The sequence below is a fragment of the Agromyces sp. NPDC055661 genome, assembly GCF_053618135.1.
This window is the reverse complement of the sequence record NZ_JBSHHC010000001.1, coordinates 844,713-856,604: the sequence shown is the minus strand read 5'-3', so window position 1 is coordinate 856,604 and position 11,892 is coordinate 844,713. Positions and strand designations below refer to the sequence as shown.

General features: G+C 66.2%; 10 protein-coding genes. 5 read left to right on the top strand and 5 right to left on the bottom strand.

The window, feature by feature from the left end; translation table 11 throughout:
• Nucleotides 1-33 precede the first annotated feature (33 nt).
• Nucleotides 34-603, bottom strand: a complete 570-nt coding sequence (locus ACWGO8_RS03900) for a PadR family transcriptional regulator (RefSeq protein ID WP_452041814.1) — start codon at nt 601-603, stop codon at nt 34-36.
• A gap of 328 nt (nt 604-931) precedes the next feature.
• Here ACWGO8_RS03900 and ACWGO8_RS03895 point away from each other — a divergent pair, with 328 nt between their 5' ends.
• Nucleotides 932-1,645 carry a hypothetical protein gene (locus ACWGO8_RS03895; protein WP_452041813.1) on the top strand — a complete coding sequence of 238 codons (714 nt, stop codon included), beginning with the start codon at nt 932-934 and terminating at the stop codon, nt 1,643-1,645.
• A gap of 1,784 nt (nt 1,646-3,429) precedes the next feature.
• Here ACWGO8_RS03895 and ACWGO8_RS03890 read toward each other — a convergent pair.
• Nucleotides 3,430-3,906, bottom strand: a complete 477-nt coding sequence (locus ACWGO8_RS03890; RefSeq protein ID WP_452041812.1) for a hypothetical protein — start codon at nt 3,904-3,906, stop codon at nt 3,430-3,432.
• A 447-nt stretch (nt 3,907-4,353) separates the two neighbouring features.
• Here ACWGO8_RS03890 and ACWGO8_RS03885 point away from each other — a divergent pair, with 447 nt between their 5' ends.
• Both ACWGO8_RS03885 and ACWGO8_RS03880 read left to right on the top strand, forming a co-directional pair.
• The gene (locus ACWGO8_RS03885) at nt 4,354-6,990 is read left to right on the top strand and encodes an ATP-dependent Clp protease ATP-binding subunit (protein ID WP_452041811.1); all 2,637 of its coding nucleotides are present in this window, start codon (nt 4,354-4,356) and stop codon (nt 6,988-6,990) included.
• 295 nt (nt 6,991-7,285) lie between these two features.
• Nucleotides 7,286-8,281 carry a hypothetical protein gene (locus ACWGO8_RS03880; RefSeq protein ID WP_452041810.1) on the top strand — a complete coding sequence of 332 codons (996 nt, stop codon included), beginning with the start codon at nt 7,286-7,288 and terminating at the stop codon, nt 8,279-8,281.
• A gap of 152 nt (nt 8,282-8,433) precedes the next feature.
• On the opposite strand, the gene ACWGO8_RS03875 is transcribed toward ACWGO8_RS03880, so the two are convergent.
• Nucleotides 8,434-9,087, bottom strand: a complete 654-nt coding sequence (locus ACWGO8_RS03875; RefSeq protein WP_452041809.1) for an FMN-dependent NADH-azoreductase — start codon at nt 9,085-9,087, stop codon at nt 8,434-8,436.
• Nucleotides 9,088-9,182: 95 nt separating this feature from the next.
• Between ACWGO8_RS03875 and ACWGO8_RS03870 the strand changes: the two genes are divergently transcribed.
• Complete coding sequence (locus tag ACWGO8_RS03870; RefSeq protein WP_452041808.1) at nt 9,183-9,662, top strand: MarR family winged helix-turn-helix transcriptional regulator; 480 nt, start codon at nt 9,183-9,185, stop codon at nt 9,660-9,662.
• 79 nt (nt 9,663-9,741) lie between these two features.
• Nucleotides 9,742-10,419, top strand: a complete 678-nt coding sequence (locus ACWGO8_RS03865) for a hypothetical protein (protein WP_452041807.1) — start codon at nt 9,742-9,744, stop codon at nt 10,417-10,419.
• A gap of 27 nt (nt 10,420-10,446) precedes the next feature.
• Here ACWGO8_RS03865 and ACWGO8_RS03860 read toward each other — a convergent pair whose 3' ends face one another.
• Both ACWGO8_RS03860 and ACWGO8_RS03855 read right to left on the bottom strand, forming a co-directional pair.
• The gene (locus tag ACWGO8_RS03860) at nt 10,447-11,046 is read right to left on the bottom strand and encodes a TetR/AcrR family transcriptional regulator (protein WP_452041806.1); all 600 of its coding nucleotides are present in this window, start codon (nt 11,044-11,046) and stop codon (nt 10,447-10,449) included.
• Between the two features lie 33 nt (nt 11,047-11,079).
• Nucleotides 11,080-11,877 carry a strictosidine synthase gene (locus ACWGO8_RS03855; protein WP_452041805.1) on the bottom strand — a complete coding sequence of 266 codons (798 nt, stop codon included), beginning with the start codon at nt 11,875-11,877 and terminating at the stop codon, nt 11,080-11,082.
• Between the last annotated feature and the right edge of the window lie 15 nt (nt 11,878-11,892).

The following is an 11,892-nucleotide window of genomic DNA, read 5'->3' as shown; positions in this document are numbered from 1 at the left end:
CCTGCTGGACGCCGACGTGTCGAGGGCACCGAGTCAGCCCTGGGCGAGGATCGAGTAGAGCCGACGACGCGCGTCGTCGAGCACCTCGACCGCCTGCTTCACCTGCTCGGGCGTTCCCGAGCGCTGGATCTGCGCCGCCGCCTGCGCCAGTTCGATGCCGGCCTTGGGCAGCGCCCCGCCGGGTCCGAAGTCACGCGGGCTCGAGGTCTGCCACGGCGCCGGGCGATCAGCGGATGCCTCGGCCTCCGCCCGTCCCGCTTCCGTCAGCGAATAGGTCTTGCGGCCATCCGCCTCCTCGGCGGTGATGAGTCCCTCGTCGGCGAGCAGCTGCAGCGTCGGATACACCGAGCCCGCGCTCGGCTTCCACGCGCCGCCGCTGCGCTCGGCGATCTCGCTGATGATCTGGTAGCCGTGCATCGGCTTCTCGGCGAGGAGCGTGAGCACCGCCGCGCGGACGTCGCCGCGGCCCATGCGAGGGCCGGCCTTCTGCTCGAACATGCCGCGGAGCTGGCTGAGGGCGTCCCACAGGTTGGGGCCTTGGCCGCCCTGCCCCCAGTTGCTCGAGGGGCCGGTGAAGCCGCCGCCCATGTACGAATCGCTCATGATGACCTCCCGTGTGACGGGGCCCTGGTCGGGTCTCGACGATATATCAACGATATATCGCTAGTGCTGGATGAGGATAGTATCTCGACGAGGCAGCCCCGTTGGTAGCCGAAGGCAAGTGACGCGGCACTGACGACAGCGTCATCTGCCCCGCCCCCTATGCGGCCCCTGCCGTGTTGAGAGGAGTGACAAGGGACTCGGCCACGAACGCGATGTTAGATAGTGTGGCTGGAGATCCCAGGCGTCAGGTCCCGAGTGCGGTGCTTCCTCAAGCCAATTGGGGACGCTCGACTAGAAGAGTGAGGGATGAACCTTGCCGGATGGCGGAGTGGCGATTGAAGGCCTGAACCTCGTCTTGCGTGGTGCGTTCACGCCGATCTTGTTCTCGCCAGCTTGGTTCAAAGAACGAGGCCTAATCGGGGAGCCCGAACTGGCGGCGGCTGGTGTCGAGGTAATTGCAGGCGAGATTGCATCTTTTCGCCTGGGGTGGTTAGGCGTTCACGTGACGCCTGACGGTTTTCAAGTCTCGACATCAGAGGTCGAGGAATTTCCGCGCCTTCGGGATGTCGCCCTCGGTGCACTGAGGCTCTTGGAACAAACACCATTGGGTGCGCTCGGCATCAATAGAAACTTTCACACGATTATTGGGTCCTCGACCGCTCGACACCGCATTGGCGACACGATAGTCCCAAAGGAAATCTGGAATGACACCCTCGTGCTTCCGGGGATGCGTAGCGCAACGCTGTGGGGGGTTCGACCAGACGGGTACAGTGGCCATTTCCAAGTCCAGGTGGAACCATCTTTTCAGGTAACGAACGGCATATATGTTGGCGCCAACGATCATTTCAACCTGACGGTCGATCCAAATCCTCCACAGTCTCGCGAGGATTTCGATCGTGAGGAAGAGGTCCCGGATCCCACGCCGACTCTTGAGAAGCGAACATTAGCATTGAAGATTCTCACTGAGGAGTGGACTGCGTCAATGGGGCGCGCGGAGGCGGCACACGCTAGAGTCATATCCTTCTCGGAGGGCCTCTCATGACTGTAACTGCGACGTACCAGAAGCACGCAGACTCAACTGTGGCCCTTCCTGAGCCCGACGTTTCTGATGCCGCTCTCAGGCGTAGATTTCAGAAAGTTGGGGTCGGTCTTGGAAGCCGGCAGGACGTTCGGTCGCGGGAGTCGACCGAGAGTCAGATCGACCAGCGCCTTACTGACGCTTATCGGAGATATCAACATGAGCTCCAGAGCGAACGGGCTTCCCGGCCAGCCCAACCCCGCGTATCGGGTCTTGAAACTTGGGACGCGCGCGTCTTGGAGGTCGACGGCGACATCATCACGGTGGAGCTAGTTGCGGATGGCGGTGCGGAGCAGCCGCTCATCGCGGACTTTTCCGCTTCGCAAGTGTCGCCCGACGAGGAGATTCAGGCGGGCGATGTGCTGTACGTAACGGTTCGTTCAGTGGCAGGACCTGCGGGACACAGGAATCTAACAACCTCAGTTCGGCCGCGGAGACTTGGTTACTGGACGGAGGCTGAGGTTCGATCTCAGCGAGAGCGCGCGAATACTTTGGCACAGAGCCTCGATGGCCTCATCGGTTGACCTTCCCCAGTACACGGCTCCAGCTGCCGATCAGGTTGAGGTATCAATCTTCGGACCAGGGCGTGGCGAAGCGATCGCCGTTCACCTCGGCGCTGGTGAATGGATGACAGTTGACTCCTGCCTGAACCAGCAGACTCGAGAGCATCCAGTCCTCGAATACTTTGAGAGAATCGGGATCGATCCAGCGCGAGCGATACGCCTAGTAGTCGGTACACATGCACACGACGATCACACTGCGGGGATCAGCGATTTGTACCGCAAAGCAAGCGATGCCCAGTACGTCACGTCGGCGGCCTACACAGGTAACGAATTCTTCGCCGCAGTTGAGGCGGACGCAGACATCGAAGACCAACTCACGGTTTCTGTAAGGCGGGAATACCGAGAGGTCCTGAAGGAGGTTGTCGCGCGGCGACAACTCAACGACGGCCGCTATCCCCTTCTGAAGGCTGACGAACAAAAGCTCATCTGGCGTCGACCAGAAGCGGGTAACGGGGTAGGCGCTCGAGTGCTTGCGTTGTCACCATCCCCCCGGGCTGTGCACAGAGCAGATACAGCGCTTGCTGAAGGGGCTGCCTCCGCCGGATCTCGAAAGAGGCTCGCAGCAATTGATCCGAATGAGCTCTCAGTCGCACTGTGGATCGAAGCGGGCCCGGCTCGAGTGCTCTTGGGGGCAGACTTGACGGTTGGGCCTTCTGGTTGTGGGTGGCAGGCCGTCGTTGCGACCCATCAGCCGGATTCGCAAGCCTCGCTGTATAAGGTTCCACACCACGGGTCGCCGAACGCGGACTATGGCGATGTCTGGACACGGCTGCTCGAACCACAGGTGCTGTCCCTTGTCGCACCATTTCGGCAAGGTCGAAACCCGCGGCCAAATTCCGATGATGTGAGAAGGATTAGAGAGCGATCAGGTAGAGCCTTCGCCTCTGCTCAGACACGGCCCCCTACACCCGGTCGAACTGTGAAGGAGACTCGCGCGAAGCTGGCTGGCGTGGCACTCGACGTTCGAGATCCCTACGGGAAGCCTGGACACGTTCAGGCCCGTATTGGTGCGGGTCTCCAGTGGCAAGTTGGTCTCGCACATCCGGCTTACGAACTCAACTGACGACGACCCGGTGCACCAGCAATTCGGTCTCCCCTTCAGACCTTCGTCGGATGGTCCGAAATGCCCAAGGGTGACTGAACGGTGCCCGCATCGGCCAATCGGCGACCCGAGTTGTGCTCGGGTCAGGTTCCGATGCGCCATTCCGGATAGACCCATTCTGACTCCCACTCGAGCGGCTCCGAGAGGGTCATCACACGCGAAAACTCTTCAAAGTATGACCGTGCGATCGTTGTGTCATGAATCTCGACCGCGTTCTCGAAGGAGTATCCAGCGTTCTTTGAGAAGTTGAACGATCCGGTCCAGACAGCGACGGGCTGAAGCCGGTCAGCGACATCGTGGGCGGCCTCGTTGACTTGGAGGCGGACGAGGAATTTATGATGCATTCGCGGCATTGCCGGGGACTTGGCCGAATTGTGATTTCCCACACAGCGAACTGGCTCGAGTGTAGGGTCGCCCGCGTACGACGCGGTGCCGAGCGGTTGCGGAAACTGGAACCGTGCGAATGAGTTGTGGAGCAAACCATAGGACGCCCGAAGCCTTGCGGCCCAATCGGCGGCCGCGCGAGCGTCGGGCCGCAGGAAGTCTTCCTTCTGCACCACTAACGAAGCCTCTCGTCCCGCCAGAGCCCGAAGCAGGCGGTGCTCTGTGAGCCACGCGATACAACCCACAACGGCCGGCGAGTCCTCAATGAAGCCAATAGCACGTTCTGTGAGATCGCCAAAGTGAGCTATGACAGCGCCAGACGGCGTAGTGCGCTGGTCGTCATCCCACGGGTAGGAAGTGTGGTCTTCGAATACCGGACGCTCGCGGTGCAAGCTTCGGGTTACACGGTCGGAGCCGCCCGACCCCGAGTAGTCACGCCAGATACGAGTCTCCGCCATCTGTGAAATCTACACGTGAGGCGGGGCGTGGATACTCGCGAAACGGTAGGGTGCGCCGCGGCGTAATGCCATCGCGCGAACCTGCTTCCTTGGCGGCCGGGAATACCCACGCCCCCACCGCGTTGAACTTGAGCGTACCCAACTCAAGTTCCCCAGGAGGACTAGGTGCCCGAAGACTTCAGCGACACCGGCGCGAACTCGTTCGACGAGTTCCTCGCCCGGTATCTCGCGGGTGAGCAGGCCAGGCAGGCGCGGTCGATCGACCTCAGCCGGTTCCTGACCGCGCGCACCCAGAGCATCCTGCAGCGTGCCGGCAAGTTCGCGCTCGAGCGCGGACAGACCGAGCTCGACGCGCTGCACATCCTGCGCGTCATCGTCGAGGACGAGGCGGTCACGCAGGCCATCCAGCGCATCGGCGTCGCGCCGGAGCGCATCATCACCGCGACCGAGGCGCGGCTGCCCGCGGCATCCGAGGCTGATTTCGAGAGCCTCAATCAGCGGAGGGACGCGGCCACCATCACGCCGTCGGCGTCTCGCGCGTTGTTCCACGCGTACCAGGTGGCGCGGTCGAGCGGCTCGACGTACATCGATCCCGAGCACCTCTTCTTCGCGCTCGTGCTGGGGCAGGATGCCCCTGCCGGCCAGGTGCTGGCGCGTGCCGGTGTGACCGCCGAGGCGCTCACGCAGCAGATCCGGGAGACCGTCGACGGTATCGACGACGAGTCCCTTCGACAGGCTCAGGGACCGGAGAGCGCCGCCGCCGCGGCATCCGACACCCCCATGCTCGACAAGTTCGGCATAGACCTCACCCAGCGCGCCCGTGACGGCGAGCTCGACCCGGTGATCGGACGTGTCGACGAGATCGAGCAGACGATCGAGATCCTGAGCCGCCGCACGAAGAACAACCCCGTGCTGATCGGCGAGGCCGGCGTCGGCAAGACCGCGATCGTCGAGGGACTCGCCCGCGCGATCGTCGAGGAGTCGGTGCCCGAGGCCCTGCTCGGCAAGCGAGTGATCTCGCTCGACCTGCCCGGCATGCTCGCCGGCACCCGCTACCGCGGCGACTTCGAGGAGCGCCTCACCAAGACCATGGAGGAGATCGCCGCGCACAAGGGCGAGCTCATCATCTTCATCGATGAGATCCACACCGTCGTCGGTGCGGGCGGCTCGGGCGACGGCGGCACCGACGCGGGCAACATCCTGAAGCCGCGCCTCGCGCGGGGTGAGCTGCACCTCGTCGGCGCGACCACGCTCAAGGAGTACCGCCAGATCGAGAAGGACCCGGCGCTCGAGCGTCGCTTCCAGCCCGTGAAGGTCGGCGAGCCCTCGATCGAGGACTCGGTGCTGATCCTGCAGGGCCTCAAGCCCGCGTACGAGCAGCACCACGGCGTCGAGTACACGGATGCCGCGATCCGCTCGGCCGTCGAGCTGAGCGCCCGCTACCTCAGCGAGCGTGTGCTGCCCGACAAGGCGATCGACCTCATCGACCAGGCGGGCGCGCGACTGCGCCTGCGCCTCGGCGTGAAGGTGGACGTGTCCGAGCTCATCGGTCGACTGGCCGAGCTCGAGGCCGACAAGAACGCCGCCGTCACGGCCGAGCACTACGAGGAGGCGTCGCGCATCCGCGACGAGATCTCGAAGGTGCAGGACAAGCTCGACGACGCGACGGCCGACGCCATCAAGCGCGGCAAGGTCGCGCAGGCGCAGGCAGGCTTCGACGGGCTCAGCCAGCGGAACGAAACCGTCATCGACGAGGCGCAGATCGCCGCGGTGATCTCTCGTGCGACCGGCATCCCGGTCAACCGCCTCACCGAGGGCGAGCGCGAGCGCCTGGCCGAGCTCGAGCAGGAGCTGCACGCCCGGGTCATCGGGCAGGACGACGCCGTGACCGCCGTCGCGCGCGCCGTGCGCCGCAACCGCACCGGCATGGGCGACGCGAAGCGTCCCGTGGGTTCGTTCCTGTTCCTCGGCCCGACCGGCGTCGGCAAGACGGAGCTGGCGCGTGCGCTGGCCGACCGCCTGTTCGACGACGAGGGCGCGATCATCCGCTTCGACATGAGCGAGTTCGGCGAGCGGCACACCGTGTCGCGGCTCGTCGGCGCCCCTCCCGGTTATGTCGGTTACGACGAGGCCGGACAGCTCACCGAGCGCGTTCGTCGGAACCCGTACTCGATCGTGCTGTTCGACGAGATCGAGAAGGCGCACCCCGACGTGTTCAACCTGCTGCTGCAGGTGCTCGACGACGGTCGCCTCACCGACGGGCAGGGTCGCACGGTCGACTTCCGCAACACCGTGGTCGTGATGACCTCGAACCTCGGCTCCGAGTTCCTCGCGTCGCGGTCGGGTGCGCTCGGCTTCGTGGCATCCGCTGATGGCTCTGGCTTCGCGTCGCAGGACGACGTGCGCCAGCGCGTCATGGGCAAGGTGCGCGAGGCCATGCGACCCGAGTTCCTGAACCGCATCGATGAGATCGTGCTGTTCCAGAAGCTCTCGCAGGACGAGATCGCACAGATCGTGCGCCTCATGCTGGGTGCGACGGTCGGGCGGCTCTCGGCTCGTGAGGTCGGCTTCGAGGCGACGGATGCCGCGGTCGCCTGGCTCGCCGAGCACGGCTACGAGCCCGAGTACGGAGCTCGCCCGCTGCGTCGCCTGATCCAGCGCGAGGTCGAGGACCGGATCGCGGACCTGTTCGTCACCGGCGCCCTCGGCGACGGCGAGGCCGTGCAGGTCGACACGGTCGACGGGCAGCTCGTCGTCACTCCGGTGGCGCGCGCGACCGTGGAGCTGCCGGCGGCGGCGTAACCCCCACCGGTGGTCGAGGAGCGCCGCCGCACCCGGTGGTCGAGTAGCGCCGCCGAAGGCGACGCGTATCGAGACCCACGACCCCATCGCACGAACGCCCGGTCCCTGTCGCAGGGGCCGGGCGTTCGTCGACTCACGGCTGGGGATCGAGCGAATGGTTCGCCGTTGCGCGGTGCTACGTTCTTGCCATGATGCTCTCCCGTGGGTCCGATCTTCGTTCCGCTGTGAACCCTTCGTGACGCGCATCGCCTCACGGCTCGCGGCGTTCGCGCGAGGAGCCACGAACCGGAGAGCGATGCTGCTCGGCGCCATCGGCATGGCCGTGCTCGTGGTCGGCACCGTGGCATCCGTGGCAATCTCCCTCGGCGTTCAGGAGGAGCACCGCCGGCAGCTCCTCACAGACGTCACGGAGTCCGTCTCCGAATTCGAAACCGACGTGGCGTCCATCCGATCGGCCGACGCTTCGTATGAAGCCGAAGTCGCGGCAGCCGCCGACTTGGCCGCTGAACTGTCCGCCACGCTGGAGCTGCCGCCGCAACGGTTCCAAGCCACGGCGAGGACGGAGGTCGAGGCAGCACTCGCACAGCTCACGAAGGCGTCATCGCCGCTTCCGGGGCGGACCGAGACGATCGTCATGGTGCGCGATGAGGCGACGCTCGACGAGCTGCGCACCGCCCAGAAGGAGCTCACCGAAGCGATCGGCGATCTCGATGATCGAGCCGACGACCTGGAAGCGCGCCGGTCGGACCTCGCCGACGCGATGGACGCGGCACGCTCCGCCGCGAAGGCGCTCGTCGACGGCGTCATCGTCGACACCGAGGGCCTGCTGGCCGCGAACCCGGCAGCATCCGTCGAATCGGCGGATCGAGTCCGCGCAGTCGTGACTGCGCTCGGCGTCGGGTGGGCTGCGGACGACCTTCGGGAATGGATCGACGCGATCGCCGCCCTCGAAGCATCGTCGGCAGAGGCCGCTGCCCGACTCGATCCGGAGGATCCGGGCGTCGGCGAGGGCGAGCCGACCACGGGCGGGTCCCCGAGGTCGACGCGGACCTTGCCCATGCCGACGCTTCCGCCGTTGAGCAGTCCGCCGCCGCTGCCGAAGCCCGTGGACATCTGGCCCCTCATCTGGAACGAGCACTGGCGACCTCTCTCGGAGTGCGCAGGGAACATGGCTCTGGTGAAGACGTTCCCCACGAACGACTTCGGCAACGGTCTCGACTCGGGTATGTCCACCCCCTGGACGCACGACTGGGGCTGGGACGGCATCTACATCTACTCCTGCTTCTCCTGACGTTCCCTCGACCGCCGAGGTTCCAAGGTTCCGAAGTTCCGAAGTTCCGAAGTTCCGACGTGGAGCTGCGGGTGTCGGCGTAACCCGTCGTGGCGGTCGAGTAGCGCCGCGCGAAGCGCGACGCGTATCGAGACCCGATCAACTCCTGCGGCTCAGGCCGCCGCCGCCCGCGCGTCGCGCGCGAACTCGGCCCCCAGTCGACGTGCCTCGGCGTGTGCGGCGAGGCGGGCGGGCTCGGGGTCGCCGACGGCGAGGTTCGGCCGGAACTCGATCGAGTCGATCTCGTGCACACCTGCCCAGCGCAGCCAGCCGTCGAAGAACGGCTGCTGGAAGTCGCTGCCGAAGGCCGGCGGTCGCTCATCGCCGTAGACCGCGCTGGTGTAGACGACCGCGGCGCGCTTGCCCTCGAGCAGGCCCGTGTAGCCGGTCTCCCCATCGAAGCCGAAGGCCCAGCCCGGCTGGCTGACGACATCGATGAACTGCTTCGCGATGTAGGGCACGCCCGAGTTCCACATCGGCAGGCTGAACAGGTAGAGGTCGGCGGCGGCGAATCGCTCGAACGCGAGGCGGGCGCGATGCCAGGCGAGCTCCTCGGCGCCCTGCGGGGCTTCGCCGGCGAACACCCGCATCTTCGCCCCGGCGGCCTCGGGGCCGAACTCGGGCAGCGATCCGTCCCAGAGGTTCCAGTGGTCGACGGATGCCTCGGGCGAAGCCTGTTCGAACGCCTCGACGAACGTACGGGCGATCGCGAGCGAATGGGAGGCGTCACCGCGAGGTGATGCGGAGATATGGAGAAGCGTGGTCATGCTCGGTCCTTTCAAGTGTGTGCGGACGCACATAATTCTGCGTTGCCAGAGTATTGCATATGTGTGCGCACGCACGCAAGTGATAGCATCGATCCATGCCGAGTGATGCCGAACGCGCCTGGGAGTCCCTGTTGCGGCTGCATGCCGCCGTGCTGCCGCGTCTCGAGCGCGCCGTGGCGAGCGACGGCGGGCTGTCGCTCAGCTGGTACGACGTCCTGCTCGAGCTGAACGACGGCGGCGGCCGGCTCACGATGGGCCAACTCGCCGAGCGCGTCGTGCTCAGCCGCACCCGGGTGAGCCGCCTCGTCGACGAGCTCGTCCGGGCCGGCCTCGTCGCCCGTGAGGTCAACCCCGACGACGGGCGCTCGGCCTTCGCCGTGCTCACGGCTGCGGGGCGCCGCCGCTTCCTCGCGGGGGCGAAGGCGTACCTGCCGGCGATCGACCACGAGTTCGCCCCCGTCGGTACCGAGGGGCTGCGGCTGCTCGCCGAGGCGCTCGAGACGGCGCTCGCCGCGGTCGACCCCGAGGCTCCGATCCGCGAGCCCCGGTCACCGTCAGCGTCGCTGAGGGGCTGAACCCACGCGTGCGGTCCTGGCGATTCGTGTGCCAGTCTGAACTGCAGCCCGTGTCGGGATCGGCGACGAAGGGGTATCGATGAGCCAGGACTCGGCCGACGCCGCCTCGACGGCCGACGCCCCGACGGCCGAGGCACCGGCGCGGGGCTCCCGGTGGCGCCATCGGCCATTCATCGAGATCGTCGCGGTGGCGATGCTGTCGGTGACCGCCATCCTCACCGCCTGGTGCGGGTTCCAGGCGTCGAAGTGGAGCGGTGAGCGGTCGATCGCGTTCGCCGAGGCATCCGCCGCTCGGGTCGAGGCGACCGACGCCGACGGCCAGGCACGCGAGGCCCGGATCGCCGACCTGATCATCTACGCCGAGTGGCTGACCGCCACGGCGCAGGGCGACCTGATCCTCGCCGACCAGATCGAGGCCCGATTCACGCCCCACTTCAGGATCGCCTTCGACGCCTGGCAGGCCGATCGTGAGGCGGAGCCCGGGCCGTTCGCGATGGCCGAATACGTGCCGCCGGGCGCGGAGAAGAGCGCGGAACGCTCGGCCTATGCCGAGGCGCGCTTCGCGGACGCGCTCGAGGACACCGAGCGGGGCGACAACTACTCGCTGCTGACGGTGCTCTTCGCGCTGGTGCTCTTCCTGACCGCGATGGCCCAGCGCGACATCCACCACGTCGCGGCGTGGATCATGCTCGGGCTGGCCGGCGCCATCGCGGTGGGCGGGCTCATCGTGCTGTTCACCTTCCCGGTGCTGTTCTGACCCGCGGGCCCCTGAGGACGGGCGCGCTCAGCGTAGGAGCACGCGCACCTGGTCCCTGATCTCCTGCAGGATGTCGTCGACCGTGCTGGCGACAGTCGCTGGGGACGCCATGCCGATGAACATGGTCGCCGAGACGACGCGGGCAAGCGTGGCGGCGTCGTCGGAGCCGACTCGGTCGTCGCGTCGCAGCACGGCGGCGATCGCCTCCTCGGTCTGGATCGTCAAGGCGAGGGCGTCGCGGTGGTGCGGCTCCTCGGGGTCGCCGAAGACGAGCTCACGCAGGTAGGTTCGCCCGTTGTCGACCTGGACGCGGTTGCACTCCACGATCGGACGGATGATCGCCATCACCGCGTCGAGTGCATCGGGGATGCCCTGGGCGGCGGCCCGACCCTCCTCGAGCGCGTCGACGTAGCCGGAGTTCTGCACGAGCAGGAGCAGCTCGCCCTTGGTCTTCGCATAGAGGAAGAGGGTGCCGGTACCGATGTCGGCCTTCTCGGCGATCTGCTGCGTGGTGACCTCGTCGACGCCGTGCTCGGCGAAGAGTTCTCGCGCGGCGGCGGTGATGCGTTCGAGCTTGGCCTGCTTGTTCCGCTCGCGCCGTCCGACCGGTGGGGTCGCGAGTTCCATGTCGGGTCCTCCAGCAATTCGATCTGACTGTGCTCAGTTACGAACATAGTCCGGGAGGACTCGGCCTTCGCTGACATACGTCAATGCTTCGGACACCTCGTAGGCGTGGATGGCGGAGGCGAATTCCGAGAGCCCGTCCGAGGCCTTCGCGAGCTCATCGCTGTCGAAGAACGCCGCTCGCTCGGATGCGCCGGTGAAGCCCAGCATCAGCGAGGCGTGGAAGCGCTGGTCGGCGGGGTTGTCGTGGTCGACGTTCGGCGTGTCCCAGAGCTTCTCGTTCCATGGCATGAACACCTCGGTTCGCAACTCGGTCAGCGCGCCCGTGTTCGCGAGAGCGGGCACGAGCTCGTCGGTGAGGTGCAGGCGGAATCGTCTGGTGCCGACGCCTTCTCGTCTCCTGAGGTAGACGAGGGCTCGAGCGCCCGTTCGCTCGCCGGGCCGCGCGACGTCGTACCAGCGGGTCGTGTTCGGCGGCCCGGCGTAGAGCAGGGTGCGCCGGAACAAGTTGATCTCGTCCTTGTACGCGAGCCGGGTCTGCTTGCGGCCCAGAAGCGGCGACAGGGCCGACTGGAACGTGACATCGGCGACCCCGTCGATCCTGCGATCGGCGGGAATGGTCGTCTCAACGCCGTGGGTGGCAGGCCAGAGCCCGGGATTGATCGCGGCGAGGTGGATCTGCCGATACTCGTCGAACCCGGGCGTGGCCGAGATGATCTTCGAGTGGGGTCCCTTCCAGTAGTCCATCCCCTGTTGTCGCGGCTGATCGGTGCGCATCCAGAGCAGGATCGATGATGCGAAGGGCTTCTTCGTGAACGGAATCGTGGTGGTCATCGTTGGTCCTTCAGG